We start from the raw sequence: 18,213 nt of genomic DNA on the forward strand, positions 1-18,213 counted from the left end.
CTCGGGTGCCGAGATCGGCCCTTGCTGAGATATATCACGAACCCCCAGGATGAATCACGAGTAACCGGATGCCTCCGGTGCCTTGAGAGGAGACACATGCAGCAGGTCAAGGCCGTCATCGCCCGTGCCAAGGGTGCGCCCGTCGAGCTCGTCACGATCAACGTCCCCGAGCCAGGGCCGGGCGAGGCGGTGGTGAAGATCCAGTCGTGCGGGGTGTGCCACACCGACCTGCACTACCGCGAGGGCGGGATCAACGACGAGTTCCCGTTCCTGCTGGGTCACGAGGCCGCCGGGGTCGTCGAGGCGGTGGGTCCTGACGTGACCGACGTGGCGCCGGGCGACTTCGTGGTGCTCAACTGGCGCGCGGTCTGCGGCAGCTGCCGAGCCTGCAAGCGCGGTGAGCCGCGGTACTGCTTCGCCACCTTCAACGCCACCCAGAAGATGACGCTCGAGGATGGCACCGAGCTCTCGCCCGCGCTGGGCATCGGCGCCTTCGCGGAGAAGACCCTGGTCGCGGCGGGTCAGTGCACGAAGGTCGACCCGGAGGCCCGGCCCGCCGCTGTCGGCCTGCTCGGCTGTGGCGTGATGGCCGGCATCGGTGCCGCCATCAACACCGGCGGGGCGACCCGCGGGAGGTCGGTGGCGGTCATCGGCTGCGGCGGTGTCGGGGTGGCGGCGATCGCCGGTGCGGCGCTGGCAGGGTCGAGCCCGGTCATCGCCGTCGACATCGACGCCAAGAAGCTCGAGCGCGCCGCGGCCATGGGAGCGACGCACACCGTGGACTCGTCGCAGACCGACCCGATCGAGGAGATCCGGCGGATCTGCTCGGAGACGTACGAAGGTGCCGAGGGCGCCGACATCGTCATCGAGGCGGTCGGACGCCCGGAGACCTGGAAGCAGGCCTTCTACGCCCGCGACCTGGCCGGCACCGTCGTCCTCGTCGGCGTGCCCACGCCCGACATGACCGTGCCCGAGATCCCGCTCATCGACGTATTCGGTCGCGGTGGCGCCCTCAAGTCCAGTTGGTACGGCGACTGTCTCCCCAGCCGCGACTTCCCGATGCTGGTCGACCTCTATCGCCAGGGGCGTCTCGACCTGGACGCCTTCGTGAGCGAGGAGATCGGGATCGGCGACATCGAGGCCGCCTTCGAGAAGATGCACCATGGCGAGGTCCTGCGCTCGGTGGTGGTGCTCTGATGGCCGTACGTGTGGACCACGGCGTCACCAGCGGCACCTTCAGTCTCGACGGCGAGACGCACCAGGTGGACAACAACGTCTGGGTGGTCGGCGACGACGAGGAGTGCCTGGTCATCGACGCACCGCACTCGGTGGAGGACATCTTGGCGGTGGTGGACGGTCGCCGCGTGAAGGCGATCGTCTGCACCCACGCCCACGATGACCACGTACGCGTGGCGCCGGCGTTGCGGGAGGCCGTCCGGGCCCCGATCCTGCTGCATCCCGACGACCGGCCGCTGTGGGAGCTCACCCACACCGACGAGCTGTGGGACGCGGACCTGTCCGACGGACAGGTGATCGAGATCGGCGACACCGAGGTGACCGTCCTGCACACGCCGGGTCACGCGCCCGGGGCGGTCTGTCTCTCGGTGCCTTCGCTGGGCTGCGTCTTCACCGGTGACACCCTGTTCCAGGGTGGTCCCGGGGCGACCGGGCGCTCCTTCAGCGACCGACCCACCATCGAGGCGTCGATCCGGGCCAAGCTGTTCACGCTCCCCGGCGAGACGGTCGTCCACACCGGGCACGGCGACGACACCACGATCGCCGCCGAGGCCTCCGGCCTCGGGTGATCAGCGCTCGGCGGCCGCGAACTCGGCGCGCATCCAGGCGCACCACTCCAAGGCCGTACGTCGTGACCGGACGCCTCCTTCGAGCGTGATCCGCGTGGCGAACAACGGGTTCGACGGATCGCGGACGTCAGGGCGATCGGAGATCTCGGCCAGCTCCTCGAGGTAGCGGTCGAGGACGCCCTGGTGGACCGCCTCGAGCCGGCCGACCAGCTCGGTGGCGGCGTCGGGCTCGACGGTCCAGATCGACCACAGCCGGAGAATCTCCAGGTCACGGACCGGCTGGGGCTCGAGATCGCCGACGACCCATGCGGCCAGAGCGTCCCGACCGGTCTCGGTGATCCGGTAGCGCTTCGTCGGTCGCGGACCGGCTCCCTCGATGACCTCGTGCTCGACCAGTCCGGCGGCGTCGAGCCGGTTCAGCTCCGGGTAGATCTGGGAGTGGCGGGCGGTCCAGAAGTAGCCGATCGGCTGGCGCATCCGCTGCGCGACCTCGTAGCCGGTGCTCGCCCGCCGTGCCAGCAGGCCGAGGATCGCGAAGCCGAGGTTGGAAGTGGTCACCCCGGGATCATGCATATGTCAATATTGACATATGCGGAGCGTGAAAGGCGTAGTGGCCGGGGCGGCGATCCTCGGCATCGCGCTGGCCGGGTGCGGTGCGGAGAACGGTGCCGAAGGGGACGGTGGACCGGGCAAGGCGAAGGAGTCGGGTCCCGTGCTCCCGACGGACGGGCCGTACATCAAGGGTGAGCTCGGCGGCTGTTTCCTGCCGGAGACCGACGCCGGGGTGGAGCCGATGCAGGTCACCGGCAAGGGCCTCGAGCTGCCGGCCATCCGCTTCTCCCCTCCGGACGCCCAGGACCCGTCGGCGGTGCTGGTGATGCTCCACCAGACCGACGGCGACCGCTGCGGCTGGGGTGACTTCGCGACCTTGGCGGCTCTCGAGGGCGTCGCCGGCCTCTCGTTCGACCTGTGCGGCTATGGCGCCGCTGAGTGCGGGATCAAGGATCCCGACGACCCGGTGCCGCAGGTGCGGGCCGCGCTGAGTGAGGTCGAGAAGCAGTGGCCGGATGCGCCAGTCGTGCTGGTCGGTGCCTCGATGGGAGGCAGCCAGACCGTGCGGGCCGTCGCTGCCGGTGTGGACGTCGACGGCTGGGTCGACCTGTCGGGGCCGTCGAACTGGGCCGGCGTCGACCTGGCCTCGGTCGCCGACTCGATCAGGACGCCGGGCCTGATCGCCGTCGCCGAGGAGACCGACGGTGCCGAGGAGGCGGACGCCGCCCAGGCATTGGCGCAGGCAACGTCCTCGGAGTTCGTGCCCGCCGAGGCAGGGCACGGCTGGGAGCTGGTGATCGAGGAGGGCCGGCTCACGCCGCTCGGTCAGCAGGTCCTCACGTACGCCGCGAGGTGATCGGCAGGACGATCGAGAGCCGCTCGGCGGCAGCCTGGAGGTGCGGGAGCAGCTCGACCATCCGGGCCATCTCCATCCGGTAGGACGGGGCGGCGATCGAGACGGCGGCGACGGCATGGCCGTCAGGGCTGAGAACCGGGACGCCGAGCGCGCGGATGCCGATCTCGTGCTCCTCGTCGGCGACGGCGTACCCCTGCTCGCGCACCTGGTCGATCATCTCCGCGAACGCGGCGCGGTCGGAGATCGTGCGGGGTGTCTTCGCGACCAGGTCGAGCTCGTCGACCAGCTGCTTCCGCTCGGTGTCGGGGGCGAACGCGACCAGCACCTTGCCCATCGAGGTGCAGTGCAGCGGCCCGAGGCCGCCCGGGGTGCCGATCACGCTGACCTGCTGAGGTCCCTGGACGTGGTGGACGTAGAGCTGGTTGTGGGCCGAGCGGACCGACATCAGTGAGGTCTCGCGGGTCTGCTCGGTGAGCTCCTCCAGTGCGGGCAGCGCCGAGCCGGCGAAGCCGCGGCGGTGCGCGACGTACTGGGCCAGCGAGAAGACCTTGAGCCCGAGGGAGTAGCGCTTGCTGTCCTCGTCGAAGGTCGCGAAGCCGTCGCGGATCAGCGCCGCTGCGAGCCGGTGGCAGGTGCTGAGCGGGAAGCCGGTCTCCCGGCTGAGGGCGGAGAGCGGTACGCCGGAGGGGTAGGCGGCGAGCCGGTCCAGCAGGAGCAGCGCCTTGCCGACCATGTCGCGCTTTTCTGCCGCATCCGTCGTGTCATCCATGACGCCATTCTTCCACAGATCCTTCCATATCGTGGAAGCGATATCTGAAAGATGGAAGGAACTCGTTGACGGGCCGATGTGGCCGCCGCCACACTCGCATGGTGAAAGTGACTTCCGCCACGCGGGAGTGGAGCGAAAGGAACCCGATGACCACCTCCGACACCCGCGCCGACTCCGGCGCGACGATCGGCACGCAGCGCTGGGCGCGCCTGCTGCCGATCGTCTTCATCACCTACAGCCTCGCCTACCTCGACCGCTCCAACTTCTCCATCGGCATCGCCGGCGGCATGGAGGAGGAGCTCGCCATCACGCCGGCGGTCTCCGCGCTCATCGGCGCGGCGTTCTTCCTGGGCTACTTCGCCTTTCAGATCCCGGGAGCGATCTACGCCGAGCGGCGCAGCGTACGGTCGCTGATCTTCTGGAGCCTCATCGCCTGGGGCGTGCTCGCCTCGGTTCAGGGGTTGCTCAGCTCGGCGACCGCGCTGATCGTCGTACGCTTCCTGATCGGCGTCGTCGAGGCGGCGGTGCTGCCGGCGATGGTGATCTTCCTCAGCCACTGGTTCACCAGCCGCGAGCGCGGCCGTGCCAACACCTTCCTCATCCTCGGCAACCCGGTCACGGTGCTGTGGCTGACGGTCGTCTCCGGCTTCCTCATCGAGGCCACCAGCTGGCGGTGGATGTTCATCATCGAGGGTCTGCCCGCGGTCGCCTGGGCGTTCGTGTTCCGGGCGATGGTCAGCGACCACCCCGAGCAGGCGAAGTGGCTCAACCCGGCCGAGCGCGACGCGGTCGTCGACCAGCTCAACCAGGAGCAGCGCGCGCTGACCCCGATGAAGGGCTACGGCGAGGCGTTCCGCTCGCCTAACGTCATCCTGCTCTCGCTGCAGTACTTCCTGTGGAGCGTCGGGGTCTACGGCTTCGTGTTCTGGCTTCCCTCGATGGTGAAGGCGGCCTCGGGCCAGGGCATCGGGATGTCGGGGCTCATCTCGGGGATCCCGTACGTCCTCGCGGTCGTGCTGATGATCCTCAACAGCCGAGCCTCCGACCGCGCCGGGACGCGTGGCCGGTTCGTGTGGCCGTGGCTGCTGCTCGGCGCGGTGGCGTTCTACGGCTCCTACCTGCTCGGGCCCGACCAGTTCTGGCTCTCCTTCCTCCTGCTCGCCATCGCCGGCGGTGCGATGTACGCGCCGTACGGGCCGTACTTCGCGCAGATCCCGGAGTTCCTACCGCGCAACGTGGCCGGAGCGGCGATCGCGCTGATCAACTCCTTCGGGGCGCTCGGCGGGTTCGCGGGCAGCTACCTCGTCGGCTGGCTGAACGGCACCACCGGGAGCACCGACGCGTCGTTCCTGCTGATGGCGGGCTGCCTGGCGCTGGCCGCATTGGTGATGCTGCTGGTCAAGGCGCCGGCTGCGGAGACGGTTCGATGAGGATCGCCCGGATCGAGCATCCCCACGGGATCGACCATGCGGTGGTCGAGGCCCACGGCTACCGGCTGATCGAGGACGTGTTCGCGGAGGAGATCCGGTGTCAGGACCGGTGGGTGCCGCTCGCCGATGTCCGCCTGCTGGCTCCGGTCGAGCCGCGCACGGTGGTCGGGATGGCCCACAACACCGGGCCGGGTGACCGGCTGCTGCGACCGCAGGCTTTTCTCAAGCCGGCCCGGTCCGTGATCGGTCCCGGTGACCCGGTGCCGGTGCCGGCCGAGCTCGGACTGGTCCACGCGGAGGCCGAGCTCGCGGTCGTGATCGGGCACTCGGGCACGGTGCTGGGCTACACGGTCGCCAACGACGTGACCGGGCGCGACCTGCAGGCCGAGGACCCGCTGTGGACCCGGGCCAAGGGGCAGCGCGGGTTCACCCCGCTCGGGCCCTGGATCGAGACCGATCTCGACCCGGCCCGTGCGATGGTCGGACTCGCGGTCGACGACGCGACCGCGCCGCGGGCCGGCACGGACCAGCTGGCCCGAAGCGTCACCGAGGTGGTCGCCTGGGTCAGCGAGTTCCTCCCGCTCGGCCCGGGTGACGTGATCCTGACCGGCGCGCCGGGTGCCAGCCTTCCGATCCGGCCGGGACAGCAGGTCACCGCGAGCGTCGCCGGCATCGGCGAGCTGGTCAACCCGGTAGCCGATGGCATGCGGGAACGGCGTACCGAGAGGGGTGCGGCATGACCGGCATCGACGCGGTCACCTTCGGCGAGGCGATGGCCATGTTCGTCGCCCAGGAGAGCGGACCGCTGCACAAGGCGGCGACCTTCGTGCAGGCGACCGCCGGCGCCGAGACCAACGTGGCGACCGGGCTGGCCCGGCTGGGGCATCGCTCCGGCTGGGTCGGCCGCCTGGGAGACGACCCGCTGGGCCTGTTCATCGAGGAGGAGCTCGGCCGCTGCGGCATCGACCTGTCGCGGGTCGAGATCGACCGTGAAGCGCCGACCGGCTTCCAGCTGAAGTCGCGGGCCGACGGTGGCGACCCGGAGGTGGTCTACTTCCGCCGCGACTCCGCGGGCAGCCGGCTGGCGTGGAGCGAGCAGATGAGGACGTACGTCTCCACTGCCCGTCATCTCCACCTGACCGGCATCCCGCTGGCGATCTCGGAGACGGCGCGGGACTTCGCGTTCCAGGCCGTGGCGGCAGCCCGGGCGGGCGGTGCGAGCGTGTCGTTCGACCCGAACCTGCGGCCGTCACTGTGGGCGAGCGAGCAGGAGATGGTCTCGGTCGTGAACGAGGTCGCGGCGCTCGCCGACTGGGTGCTCCCGGGGGTCGAGGAGGGGCGGGTGCTGACCGGCCACAGCGACCCCGAAAGCATCGCCGAGCACTATCTCGCCGCGGGCGTCACGCGCGTGGTCGTCAAGAACGGCTGTGCCGGTGCCATCGCGTTCGGCCCGGAAGGCACGGTCCGGCAGCCCGCGTTCCAGGTCGAGGCGGTGGACACCGTCGGTGCCGGCGACGGCTTCGCCGCCGGGCTGATCAGTGCCCATCTCGACGGTCTGGGGATCGGACCCGCACTCGAGCGGGCCGCCGCCGTGGGCGCGCTGGCCACGACCTCGGCCGGCGACAAGGACGGCCTGCCGGACAGGGAGCGACTGGAGCGGTTCCTCGCGACCGGTGCCAGCCTGATGCTGCAGTGAGCACGAAGACACCAGTGAAAGGAAGCGACTCGATGCGCGCACTCGTCCCGTGGGCCCACCTGGAGGGCCAGATGGGCGGCTGGCCCGACGGGCTGGAGGTGGAGGCGTTCGACGGCACCGGATCCCCGCCGGCCGACGTCTCCGACGTGGCGTTCTACGTCCTGCCGTACGGCCGCAGCGCGGGGCGCGACCTGCTGCCGCGGATGCCTGCGCTCCGTGCCGTACAGAGCCTGAGCGCAGGTGTGGAGAAGGTGCTCCCGCTCATCGGTCCCGAGGTCACGCTGTGCAACGGGCGCGGCCTGCACGACGCCAGCGCTGCCGAGCACGGCCTCGGCCTGATCCTCGCCGCGCAGCGGGAGCTGCCCCGCTGGGTGCGTGACCAGGACGCCGGCCGCTGGCAGCCGGAGCACACCAGGTCGCTGGCCGACTCGCGGGTGGTGATCGTCGGGTACGGCTCGATCGGCGCCGCGCTCGAGCAGCGGCTGGTCGCCTGCGAGGCCGAGGTGGTGCGGATCGCGTCCACGGCGGACCCGGACCTCGACGTGCACGGCGTCGACGAGCTGCCCGGCCTGCTGCCCACCGCCGACATCGTGGTGCTCACGCTCCCGGAGAAGCCCGGCACCATCGGCCTGATCGGCGCCGAGCAGCTGGCGCTGCTGCCCGACGACGCGCTCGTGGTGAACATCGGCCGGGGCCGCACCCTCGACACCGGCGCGCTCCTCGCAGAGCTCACCACCGGGCGGCTGCGGGCAGCGCTCGACGTCGTGGACCCCGAGCCGCTCCCCGCCGATCACCCGCTGTGGTCGATGGCCGGCGCGATCGTGACCCCGCACGTCGGAGGTGGCGCGGCGACCTTCTACCCGCGCGCCGAGCGCCTGGTGGCCGAGCAGCTGCGACGCTTCGCCGAGGGCCGCCCGCTGCTCAACGTGGTGCCCCGCCCGGGTGCGGCCACACCTCGCTGATCCTGCCCGCAAGACTCTCCGATCGGGGAGGTTGCTCCGCTCACGCCGTGATTAACGTGCGAACGGTCACCCCGTGAGAGGAGCAGCAGATGGAACCCCAGAACGAGTCGAACCCGACCGACGTCGCCACCGAGGACCTCATCGAGGAGGTCTCGATCGACGGAATGTGCGGCGTCTACTGATGCCCGATCGCATGCTCGAGGAGCCGTGGACTCTCTCGCCCTCGGTGGCGCTGCGTCCTGAGCCCTTCGGGGCCCTCGCCTACCACTTCGGCAACCGGAAGCTGACCTTCCTCAAGCGGCCGGAGCTGGTCGAGGTGGTCCGGCTCCTCGAGCATCACCCCCGTCTCGGCAGCGCGCTCGACGCTGCCGGCATCCCGCCGGAGCAGCACGACGCGTACGCAGTGGCGCTCCGCGCCCTCGCCGAGACCGACATGATCCGCCCCCGCCACCAGGAGGCAGTGTGACCCTCGCACCAGAACGCCCCAGCCGTCCCGCAGGCGGCAGCCTCGTCGAGCAGTTCGAGTTCGGCCTCGACGCCCCGATCTGCCTGACCTGGGAGCTGACGTACGCCTGCAACCTCGAGTGCGCCCATTGCCTGTCGAGCTCGGGCCGGCGCGACCCGCGCGAGCTCAGCACCGAGCAGTGCAAGGCCGTCATCGACGAGCTGCAGCGCATGCAGATCTTCTACGTCAACATCGGCGGCGGCGAGCCGACGATCCGCCCCGACTTCTGGGAGCTCGTGGAGTACGCCGTCGACCACCAGGTCGGCGTGAAGTTCTCCACCAACGGCTTCCGGATCACCCCCGAGCGTGCCGCCTTCCTGGCCTCGACCGACTACGTCGACGTCCAGATCTCCTTGGACGGCGCGACGGCGGAGGTCAACGACCGCGTGCGCGGAGCCGGCTCGTACGACACCGCGCTCAAGGCGCTGGCGAACCTTCGCGACGCCGGGTTCTCGGACGCCAAGATCTCCGTCGTCTGCACCCGGGAGAACATCGGCCAGCTCGACGACTTCAAGGCCATCGCCGACGAATACGGCGCCACCCTGCGCCTCACCCGGCTGCGCCCGTCGGGCCGCGGCGCCGACGTCTGGGACGAGCTGCACCCGCTGCCCGAGCAGCAGCGCGAGCTCTACGACTGGCTGATGGCTCATGGCGAGGACGTCCTCACCGGCGACTCCTTCTTCCACCTGGCCGCCTACGGCGAGTCCCTGCCGGGGCTCAACCTGTGCGGCGCCGGGCGGGTGGTGTGCCTGATCGACCCGATCGGCGACGTCTATGCCTGCCCGTTCGCGATCCACGACCAGTTCCTGGCCGGCAACCTGCTCGGTGAGGGTGGCTTCCAGGAGGTGTGGCAGTCCTCGCCGCTGTTCACCGAGCTGCGCTCGCCGCAGACCGGCGGAGCCTGCACGAAGTGTCAGCACTTCGATGCGTGCCGCGGTGGCTGCATGGCCGCCAAGTTCTTCACCGGGCTGCCGCTGGACGGCCCGGACCCGGAGTGCGTCCAGGGCTACGGCGAGGCGGCGCTCGCCGGCGATCGCTCGGTGCCGACGGCGAGCCAGGACCACTCGCGCAGCCAGGCGAGCCGCAACGCCCCGGTGCTGCTCAACCTCGGTGCCACCAGGCGGCGCCCCGTCTCCGCCTGCAACGAGGACCCGCTCGCCGGAGGTGACCTGTTGTGAAGCTCGAGAACCCCTGGAAGCGGAACCCGTGGTTCGAGTCGGTCGCGGTGGCTCAGGAACGAGCCCGGCGCCGGCTGCCCAAACCGGTCTACGGCGCGCTGGTCGCCGGCTCCGAGCGCGGCCAGAGCATGACCGACAACCAGGCCGCCTTCGCCGAGCTCGGCTGGGCGCCCCACGTCGTCGGACAGCACGCCAAGCGCGACCTGGGCACGACCGTCTTCGGCCACTCGATCCCGCTGCCGGTCCTGATCAGCCCGACTGGGGTCCAGGCCGTACATCCGGACGGCGAGGTCGCGGTCGCCCGGGCGGCCGCGGCCCGGGGCACCATCATCGGGCTCTCCAACTTCGCCTCGAGGTCGGTGGAGGAGGTGACGGCGACCGGCGCGACCACGTTCTTCCAGATGTACTGGACCGGCGACCGCGACACGATCGTCCAGCGCATGCAGCGGGCGCACGCCGCCGGCGCCCAGGGCCTGATCGCCACGCTCGACTGGTCCTTCTCGATGGGCCGCGACTGGGGCAGTCCAGAGATCCCGGAGAAGGTCGACCTGCGGACGATGATGCGGCTGGCACCGCAGGTGGCGGCCCGGCCCCGATGGGCGTGGCAGTTCGGGCGTACGGGCTCCTTCCCCGATCTCACCGCCCCGAACCTCGCCCCGCCGGGCGGGAGCGCGCCGACGTTCTTCGGCGCCTACTACGAGTGGATGACCACCCCGCCGCCGAACTGGGAGGACGTCGCCTGGATGCGCGAGCAATGGCACCAGATCAGCGGCACCCCGTTCGTGCTGAAGGGTGTGTGCCGGGTCGACGACGCGCTCCGCGCCGTCGATGCCGGGGTCGCGGGCATCTCCGTGTCCAACCACGGCGGGAACAACCTCGACGGCACCCCGGCCGCGATCCGGATGCTCAAGCCGATCGCCGACCGTGTCGGCGCCCAGGTCGACGTCGTGATGGACGGAGGCGTACGCCGCGGCTCCGACGTCGTCAAGGCGCTCGCGCTCGGGGCGAAGGCGGTGCTGATCGGGCGGGCCTATCTGTGGGGACTGGCCGCCAACGGCCAGGTCGGCGTCGAGAACGTCCTCGACGTGCTCAGCGGTGGCATCGACTCGGCGCTGCGCGGGCTCGCGGTCGGGTCGGTCTCCGAGCTGAGCCCGGATCACCTGATCGTCCCGGACGGCTTCCATGTCCGCACTCGGTGACGCCACCTGGCCGCAGGTGCAGCGGGGCTCCGTCCTGCTGGTGCCCGTCGGCTCTCTGGAGCAGCACGGACCGCATCTGCCCTTCGACACCGACACGACCATCGCGACCGCGGTCACGCAGGGGGTGGCCGAACGGCTCGCGGAGCAGGGTGTCGAGAGCTGGACGGCGCCGCCGATCGCGATCGGCTCGAGCGGCGAGCACCAGTCCTTCCCCGGCACCGTGTCGATCGGCAGCGATGCGCTCCATCTGGTCGTCGTCGAGCTCGTCCGTTCGGCCCGCACCTGGGCCGAACGGGTCGTGCTCGTCAACGGCCACGGCGGCAACGCCGCCGCGCTGACCAGCGCGGTCAACCAGCTCGCCTTCGAGCGGCAGTCCGCGTGCTGGCTGCCGTGCCGCACCGAGGAGTTCGACCTGCACGCCGGCCGCACCGAGACGTCCCTGATGCTGCATCTGCGACCCGAGGCCGTACGCATGGACCTGGCCGAGCCCGGTGACACCCGGCCGCTCGCGGAGATCCTCCCGGCGATGCGGGCGGGCGGGGTCGCGGCGGTCTCGGCCAACGGCGTCCTCGGCGATCCGACCGGCGCCACGGCGAAGGAGGGAGCGGAGGCGCTCACCACGATGATCGAGCAGACCACGATGGACGTGATGGCTCCCGGCGGCGTGGCAGTGGGGTGAGATTCCCGAACGGCTTCCGGGTCCGAGTCCGGGAGGACATACGCCGCATCGACCGGCGTCTGCTGGTCGGTGGCTCGCCGCTGCGCGCCGTCCGGCTCACCGACGCCGCGCTGGCCCGACTCGACGACGGCGAGATCACGGTGGTCGACGCGGCCACCGAGGCGCTCGCCGCGAGGCTCGTCGACGGCAACCTGGCTGATCCCGTGCTCAACGGCCCGGGCGTGGATCCGGCCGAGCTCACCGTCGTGATCCCCGTCCGTGACCGGCCAGACCAGCTCGACCGTGCGCTGGCCCCGTTGGCCGGTCTCGGCTGCATCGTCGTCGACGACGACTCCCACGATCCCGACGCGGTCGCGGACGTCGCTCGCCGCCACGGCGCCCGTCTCGTGCGGCTGCGGCAGAACCTCGGCCCCGCCGGCGCTCGCAACGCCGGCCTGCGGGCCGTCGCCACCCCTTACGTCGCCTTCGTCGACTCCGACGTCACCGTCGAGGCGAGCACGCTGCTGGGGCTCTCCCGCCACTTCGCCGACGGACGCGTCGCGCTGGTGGCGCCGCTGGTCCGCAGCCGTGCCCGCAGCCGGGCACCGCGGTGGTTCGAGCGCTTCGACGAGGACGACTCCTCGCTCGCCCTCGGCACCCGTGCCTGCGTCGTACGCCCCGGGGCCGCGGTGGGCTGGCTGCCGAGCGCCTGCCTCGTGGGACGTACGGAGCGGCTCGGATCGGGCTTCGAGGAGTCGATGCGGGTGGGCGAGGACGTCGACCTGGTGTGGCGGCTGGTCGACGCGGGCGAGGTCGTCCGCTACGACCCGGACCAGGTGGCCTGGCACGACACCCGCACCACGATCCGCGGCTGGCTGGGCCGCAAGTACCTCTACGGGACCGGCGGCGCCGACCTCGCCGTGCGGCACGGCCGCAAGGGCGCTCCGGCGGTGATGACCGTGAGCATGGCGGCCACCGCGGCCGCGCTCATGGTGCACCGCCGGTGGTCCCTGCCGGTCGCCGCGGCCGGGATCGCCTATGGCGTCCTCTCGCTGCGAAGACGGCTGCCGGAGAGCCCCGGACGGGACCGGCTCGCGGTCCAGCTCTGTGCCCAGGGCCTCGGCTGGACGGTCCGCCAGGAGGCCGCACTGCTGCTGCGGCACTGGTGGCCGCTGACCGCGCTCCTCGCCCCGCACAGCGCTCTGCTGAGGCGCGCCCTGGCGGCCTCGCTGGTCGTCGACGTGGTCGTCGCCCAGGTCGACAACCCCGGCACGAGATACCGGCCGCTGGCCCGTCGCCTCGACGACATGGCGTACGGCGCAGGCCTGTGGGCCGGCGCGATCAGAGCACGTTCGATGACCTGTCTGCTGCCGCGCCGACCCGGCCAGAAGACCGGCCAGAAGACCGGCCAGGGAGGCACCTCTCCCAACGGGTAGGTAGGCCCCTCCCGAGCCGGGCTGTTTCCCGTTCCTCGCCTGTTCGCGGCTCTGTCGGCGTACCTAATGTGCTGAGCGTCACACACCAACGGAGGTTTGCCATGCAGGTCGACGAACTACTCAAGCCCTTCCCCATCAAGGAGTTCCACCCCTTCCCTCGCGCCCTCATGGGCCCCGGCGCTCACGAGATGATCGGGCCCGAGGCTCTGAAGATGGGCTTCCGCAAGACCCTGGTCATGACGTCCGGCCTCCGCGGCACGGACATCGTCACCAAGATCGTCGAGTCGATGAAGTACCACGGCCTCGAGGTCGTCGTGTACGACAAGGTCGAGTCCAACCCCAAGGACTACAACGTCATGGACTCGGTGAAGCTCTACCAGGAGAACGAGTGCGACTCGTTCGTCTCCATCGGCGGCGGCTCGTCGCACGACGCCTGCAAGGGCGCGCGCATCTCGGTCGCCCACGACGGCCGTAACGTCAACGAGTTCGAGGGCTTCAACATGTCCGAGAACCCGAAGAACCCGCCGCACATCGCCGTCTCGACGACGGCCGGCACCGGGTCCGAGACGTCCTGGGCGTACGTCATCACCGACACCACCACGGACCCGGACAACCCGCACAAGTACGTCGCCTTCGACGACGCCTCGGTGGCCAGCCTGGCGATCGACGACCCGGTGCTCTACTTCGACTGCCCGGTCGACTACACCGCGCAGTGCGGCTTCGACGTCCTGGCGCACGCCAGCGAGCCGTACGTCTCCCGGATCAACTTCCAGCCCTCGCTCGGCAACGCGCTGCACGCGATCAAGCTGACCTCGGAGAACCTGCGGCAGGCGGTCTGGAACGGCCAGGACCTTGGCGGCCGCGAAGGGATGATGTACGCCCAGTACATCGCCGCTCAGGCGTTCAACTCCGGCGGCCTCGGCATCATCCACTCGATCAGCCACGCCATCAGTGCGTTCTACGACACCCACCACGGCCTCAACAACGCGATCGCGCTGCCGCGGGTGTGGGCGTTCAACATGCCCACGCACTACAAGCGGTTCGCCGACATCGCCCGCGCGATGGGCGTCGACACCCACGGCATGACCGACGTGCAGGCCGCCGACGCGGCGCTCGCCGCGGCCATCCGGCTGCTGCGCGACGTCGGCATCACCGAGCGGTTCGTGGACGTCAAGCAGGACACGTACTCGAAGAACCGGCTCGGCCAGGGGCCGACCGCCTACTACGAGAACGCCAAGGAGATCGTCGGCGACGACACGGACGTCGACCGGATCACCAACCACGTACTGGGCGACGCCTGCACGCCGGGCAACGCCAAGGAGTGCACGTTCGAGACCGTACGTCCGGTGGTCGACCACTGCCTCAACGGCGACTTGGACGACCTGCTCGGCTGATCGTCCCTGCCGATCGATCCGTGGCGGGTCCGGCCGCTGAGAACACCAGCCGGACCCGCCACCTCGGCCCCATCCATCACCTCGAGGAGTGCACGTGTCGACCACCACCGAACCGATCCAGGGCTTCACCGACGTCGAGGACACGCGCGCCCAGCTGGCGACGTGCGGCTACCTCGCCGACGACCGGCTCGCCACCACGGTCTTCCTGCAGACGCGGCTGGAGAAGCCGGTCCTGCTCGAGGGCCCGGCGGGCGTCGGCAAGACCCAGCTGGCCGAGAGCCTCGCCGCCGCGACCGGCCGGCGCCTGATCCGGCTGCAGTGCTACGAGGGCCAGGACGAGACCAAGGCGCTCTACGAGTGGGACTACGGCAAGCAGATGCTCTACACCCAGATCCTGCGCGAGAAGATCGGCCAGGTCGTCGAGGACGCCGCCGACCTGAACGAGGCCGTCGAGCGGATCGCCAAGCAGGACTCGGTCTTCTTCTCGCAGCGGTTCCTGGCCGCGCGGCCGCTGCTCGAGGCGATCGACTCCGACACCCCGGTGGTGCTCCTCATCGACGAGGTCGACCGGGCCGACGAGGCCCTGGAGGCGGTGCTGCTCGAGCTGCTCGCCGAGTTCCAGATCTCCATCCCCGAGATCGGCACCGTGACCGCCAGGACCATGCCGTACGTCGTCCTGACCTCGAACAACACCCGCGACCTCTCCGCCGCGCTCAAGCGCCGGTGCCTGCACCTGTTCCTCGACTACCCCGACGCGGCCCGTGAGCTGGAGATCATCCGATCCAAGGAGACCGGGCTCGCCGACTCCCTCGCCGCGCGCCTCGTCGACATCGTCCGGGGCATCCGCGAGCTCGAGCTGCGCAAGGCACCCAGCATCTCCGAGACCGTCGACTGGGCCAGGACGCTGGCGGTGCTCGGCGTCGAGGAGCTCACCGCCGACGTGCTCTCGACCACCCTCAACGTGGTGGTGAAGTACGAGCGCGACCTGAAGCGGGTGATGGAGGCGCTGCCGCGGCTGGTCGACCCGAACGCCGAGGTCCCCGACCACCTGCACGGCCACGGACACGGGCATGGTCACGGCCACTCCCATGCTCCGGCTGCCGAGGATCACGACGACGTCGACGGCCGCGCCGAGCGGAAGGCGAAGGACCAGCCAGGCCGGCACAACGCGGGCTACTACGGCGGTGCCGGCGGCACCGGGCCGCGTACGGCTCCCTCGGTGTCCACCAGCCAGGGCAGCCGGGCGTTCCCGTCGGCCCGCAAGCGTCCGGTCTGAGCCGGGATCGGGCCCGACATGGAGACCGCACTCCACCGCTTCATCCGGCTGCTCCGGCTCTACGGCGTACGTGTCAGCACCGCCGAGGTGATCGACGCGATGCACGCGGTCGCCCAACCGGGGGTGCTCGAGCAGCGCCACGTGCTCCACGCCGCGCTGACCGCGAGCCTGGTCAAGGACCGCCGCGACCTGGCCACGTTCGACCTGGTCTTCGACCGGTTCTTCGGGCTGCGACCGGTCGTCGACGAGCAGGACGACCACGGCCACACCCACGACGACCTCTCCGACGATGGCGAGCTCACCGACTTCACGCTCTCCGAGGAGCCGGGCGAGGTGCCCGAGGACGGGCACAGCCACGGCAAGCCGGACGACATCAAGGAGTACTTCAAGCCCGAGGACATGGCGCAGCGCTACAACCTCCACCAGGAGGCGAACAAGATCGACATCGCCGCGCTCACCGACGAGATCGTCCTCTCCAACGACCCCAAGTCCAGCCCCGGAGAGGCCGCGCGGGTCCAGCTCTCGACCAGCCGGATGCACAACCCCGGCAACCCGGGCGAGCTGATCCGGGACGGCGGGATGCAGCTCGACACCGAGCTGTCCGTGCAGGAGGAGATCGCGCTGCTGAGCTGGCTCGAGGAGCGCGAACCCGAGAGCGGCATCGACGACGATGATCTCGCGGAGCTGCGGAAGGCGCTCTCCCCCTGGCTTGCCTCGCTCCCCGAGCGGATCCGGGACCACCTCGAGCGGCTGATGAGCATGGAGCGCGAGATCGAGTCGCGGGAGATCCAGGCGGCGCAGGCCGAGACCGTGGCCGAGCACGACCGGGCCGCACTGGAGGAGTCGCTGCGGAGGCTGCTCAGGAAGCTCCACGGAGCGCCACGCCCGCGGCGTACGGTCGCCGCCCGCGGCATCGTCGACGGCCGGCGGACGATGCGCACCAACATGAAGTACGACGGGGTGCCGTTCCGGCCGGTCACCGTCGCCAAGGCGCACGACCGGCCGCGCCTGCTCGTCCTCTGCGACGTCTCCCTGTCCGTACGCTCCACCGCCCGCTTCACGCTGCACCTGCTGCACAGCCTACAGTCGGTCGCCACGTCCGTCCGGTCCTTCGCGTTCGTGAAGGACTTGGTGGAGATCACCGATCTCTTCGCCGAGCACCGGATCGAGGACGCGCTGTCCCTGGTGCTGGCGGGCCTGCCGGCCGGCGGGGTGCTCGACGTGGACGCCGACTCGAACTACGGCGCCAGCTTCGAGCAGTTCCTCGAGCAGTTCGGCTCGGCCGTGAACCGGCGGACCACGCTGGTGATCCTCGGCGACGGCCGCGGCAACGGCAAGGATCCGGGCTTCGCCGCCTTCGAGGAGCTCACCCGGCGGGCCCGGTCGACGATCTGGCTCACCCCCGAGCCGCGCTACTCCTGGGCGCTCGGCGGCTGCGATCTGCCGGAGTACGCGGAGTGGTGCGACAAGGTCCAGGTCGTACGCAACCTGCGCGGGCTCGACAACGTCACCCAGACGATGTCGGTCGGCCGATGACCACACCGCCCGGCGACCTGGACGTGATCGACGCGCTGCGACCCGGTCCCGAGGCCGGGGTCTACCGCGACGAGGTCGTCAGCGTCCGGGCCTGGCACGGTCCGCGCCCGCGGCGCCATCTCGGCACGATCCGTACCCGCCACTTCGACGTGCACCGCGAAGGCCACCAGGTCCATCTCATCCACTGCCTGCGTACGGACCAGATCGACGACGACCTCTCCGGCCTGCTGGCCGAGGAGCTGTTCCAGCCCGGCTGGCTGCGCGGCCCGGACCTCTTCGAGCGGCTCTTCACCGGGGTCGTGGTCAGCAGCGCTCCGGAACCGGAGCAGGCCTGGGCGGCGTTCTACCGCAACACGCTGCGCCGCGTGGAGCAGGCGCTGCACCGGCCCGGTCCTGACGCCCCGGCTCACGGAACCGTCGCCGAGTACGCCCCCGTCTACCGCTTCGTCGAGCAGCAGCTGGCACCCGGTTCGGTCCTCGAGGTCGGCTGCTGCTTCGGGTTCCTCTCGCTGCGGCTGGCCTGCGCGGGGCGGCAGGTGACCGCCTCCGACCTCTCCGCCGGCACCGTCACGCTGCTCAGGGCCGCGGCGGCCCGGCTGGAGGTGCCGCTGGCCACCCGGGCCGCCGACGCAACCCGGCTGCCGTGGTCGGACTCGGCCGCCGACAACGTGCTGCTGATCCATCTTCTCGAGCACATCGAGCCAGGCCTCGGCGATCGCGCGGTCGCGGAGGCGATCCGGGTTGCGCGACGCCGGGTGGTGATCGCCGTACCCCTCGAGGACGAGCCCGACGAGACCTGGGGACACGTCCGGACGGTCTCGCTGGACGACCTCGCCGCCTGGGGCGCTGCCTCGGGACACCCGCACCGGGTCGTCGAGCACCACGGCGGCTGGCTCGTCATCGACACCGACCGCTGATCGCGCCTCTCCGGCGGCGACCTGTCCGTCGGCGACGCGGACGG

The 18,213-nt window shown here is 70.8% G+C and carries 19 protein-coding genes; 17 read left to right on the plus strand and 2 right to left on the minus strand.

Going from position 1 to position 18,213, the window contains the following annotated elements; genetic code table 11:
• Window positions 1-96: 96 nt before the first annotated feature.
• Window positions 97-1,197, plus strand: a complete 1,101-nt coding sequence (locus ABTW65_RS18365) for an S-(hydroxymethyl)mycothiol dehydrogenase (RefSeq protein ID WP_350662632.1) — start codon at window positions 97-99, stop codon at window positions 1,195-1,197.
• Window positions 1,197-1,805 carry an MBL fold metallo-hydrolase gene (locus ABTW65_RS18370; protein WP_350662634.1) on the plus strand — a complete coding sequence of 203 codons (609 nt, stop codon included), beginning with the start codon at window positions 1,197-1,199 and terminating at the stop codon, window positions 1,803-1,805. Before ABTW65_RS18365 ends, ABTW65_RS18370 begins: the two co-directional genes overlap by 1 nt.
• Here the strand turns inward: ABTW65_RS18370 and ABTW65_RS18375 are convergent, their stop codons facing one another.
• Window positions 1,806-2,363 carry a PadR family transcriptional regulator gene (locus ABTW65_RS18375; RefSeq protein ID WP_350662636.1) on the minus strand — a complete coding sequence of 186 codons (558 nt, stop codon included), beginning with the start codon at window positions 2,361-2,363 and terminating at the stop codon, window positions 1,806-1,808.
• 31 nt (window positions 2,364-2,394) lie between these two features.
• On the opposite strand from ABTW65_RS18375, the gene ABTW65_RS18380 reads away from it, so the two are divergent.
• Window positions 2,395-3,213 (plus strand): alpha/beta hydrolase, encoded by an 819-nt coding sequence (locus ABTW65_RS18380; protein WP_350662638.1) that lies wholly within the window; start codon window positions 2,395-2,397, stop codon window positions 3,211-3,213.
• Here ABTW65_RS18380 and ABTW65_RS18385 read toward each other — a convergent pair.
• A complete protein-coding gene (locus tag ABTW65_RS18385) occupies window positions 3,194-3,982 on the minus strand; it encodes an IclR family transcriptional regulator (protein WP_350662639.1) in 789 nt (262 codons plus the stop codon). The two genes, ABTW65_RS18380 and ABTW65_RS18385, sit on opposite strands and share 20 nt — an antisense overlap.
• 146 nt (window positions 3,983-4,128) lie before the next feature.
• Here ABTW65_RS18385 and ABTW65_RS18390 point away from each other — a divergent pair, with 146 nt between their 5' ends.
• From ABTW65_RS18390 to mftM, 14 genes are all read left to right on the plus strand, one after another.
• On the plus strand, window positions 4,129-5,412 hold the full coding sequence (locus ABTW65_RS18390; protein WP_350662641.1) for an MFS transporter: 1,284 nt from the start codon (window positions 4,129-4,131) through the stop codon (window positions 5,410-5,412).
• Window positions 5,409-6,152, plus strand: a complete 744-nt coding sequence (locus tag ABTW65_RS18395) for a fumarylacetoacetate hydrolase family protein (protein WP_350662643.1) — start codon at window positions 5,409-5,411, stop codon at window positions 6,150-6,152. Before ABTW65_RS18390 ends, ABTW65_RS18395 begins: the two co-directional genes overlap by 4 nt.
• On the plus strand, window positions 6,149-7,108 hold the full coding sequence (locus tag ABTW65_RS18400) for a sugar kinase (RefSeq protein WP_350662645.1): 960 nt from the start codon (window positions 6,149-6,151) through the stop codon (window positions 7,106-7,108). Before ABTW65_RS18395 ends, ABTW65_RS18400 begins: the two co-directional genes overlap by 4 nt.
• A gap of 32 nt (window positions 7,109-7,140) precedes the next feature.
• Window positions 7,141-8,070: a 2-hydroxyacid dehydrogenase gene (locus tag ABTW65_RS18405; protein WP_350662647.1), complete on the plus strand. Its 930-nt coding sequence runs from the start codon at window positions 7,141-7,143 to the stop codon at window positions 8,068-8,070.
• Between the two features lie 89 nt (window positions 8,071-8,159).
• Window positions 8,160-8,252, plus strand: a complete 93-nt coding sequence (gene mftA / locus ABTW65_RS18410) for a mycofactocin precursor MftA (RefSeq protein ID WP_141802062.1) — start codon at window positions 8,160-8,162, stop codon at window positions 8,250-8,252.
• Window positions 8,252-8,536, plus strand: a complete 285-nt coding sequence (gene mftB / locus ABTW65_RS18415) for a mycofactocin biosynthesis chaperone MftB (RefSeq protein ID WP_350662650.1) — start codon at window positions 8,252-8,254, stop codon at window positions 8,534-8,536. The genes mftA and mftB overlap by 1 nt, the downstream gene beginning before the upstream one ends.
• Window positions 8,533-9,753 carry a mycofactocin radical SAM maturase gene (gene mftC, locus ABTW65_RS18420; protein WP_350662652.1) on the plus strand — a complete coding sequence of 407 codons (1,221 nt, stop codon included), beginning with the start codon at window positions 8,533-8,535 and terminating at the stop codon, window positions 9,751-9,753. The genes mftB and mftC overlap by 4 nt, the downstream gene beginning before the upstream one ends.
• On the plus strand, window positions 9,750-10,952 hold the full coding sequence (gene mftD / locus ABTW65_RS18425; RefSeq protein WP_350662654.1) for a pre-mycofactocin synthase MftD: 1,203 nt from the start codon (window positions 9,750-9,752) through the stop codon (window positions 10,950-10,952). Before mftC ends, mftD begins: the two co-directional genes overlap by 4 nt.
• Window positions 10,936-11,631: a mycofactocin biosynthesis peptidyl-dipeptidase MftE gene (gene mftE / locus ABTW65_RS18430; RefSeq protein WP_350662656.1), complete on the plus strand. Its 696-nt coding sequence runs from the start codon at window positions 10,936-10,938 to the stop codon at window positions 11,629-11,631. Before mftD ends, mftE begins: the two co-directional genes overlap by 17 nt.
• Window positions 11,628-13,046: a mycofactocin biosynthesis glycosyltransferase MftF gene (gene mftF, locus ABTW65_RS18435; protein WP_350662658.1), complete on the plus strand. Its 1,419-nt coding sequence runs from the start codon at window positions 11,628-11,630 to the stop codon at window positions 13,044-13,046. Before mftE ends, mftF begins: the two co-directional genes overlap by 4 nt.
• Before the next feature lie 101 nt (window positions 13,047-13,147).
• Window positions 13,148-14,440 (plus strand): NDMA-dependent methanol dehydrogenase, encoded by a 1,293-nt coding sequence (gene mdo / locus ABTW65_RS18440; RefSeq protein ID WP_160026054.1) that lies wholly within the window; start codon window positions 13,148-13,150, stop codon window positions 14,438-14,440.
• 94 nt (window positions 14,441-14,534) lie between these two features.
• Complete coding sequence (locus tag ABTW65_RS18445; RefSeq protein WP_350662661.1) at window positions 14,535-15,716, plus strand: AAA family ATPase; 1,182 nt, start codon at window positions 14,535-14,537, stop codon at window positions 15,714-15,716.
• A gap of 18 nt (window positions 15,717-15,734) precedes the next feature.
• Entirely contained in the window at window positions 15,735-17,252 is a 1,518-nt protein-coding gene (locus tag ABTW65_RS18450; protein ID WP_350662663.1) for a VWA domain-containing protein, read from the plus strand.
• Window positions 17,249-18,169, plus strand: coding sequence for a mycofactocin oligosaccharide methyltransferase MftM (gene mftM / locus ABTW65_RS18455; RefSeq protein WP_350662665.1), 921 nt, complete (start codon window positions 17,249-17,251; stop codon window positions 18,167-18,169). Before ABTW65_RS18450 ends, mftM begins: the two co-directional genes overlap by 4 nt.
• The last annotated feature ends 44 nt before the right edge of the window (window positions 18,170-18,213 follow it).

It is taken from the genome of Nocardioides sp. NPDC127503 (assembly GCF_040302165.1).
GTDB lineage: Bacteria > Actinomycetota > Actinomycetes > Propionibacteriales > Nocardioidaceae > Nocardioides.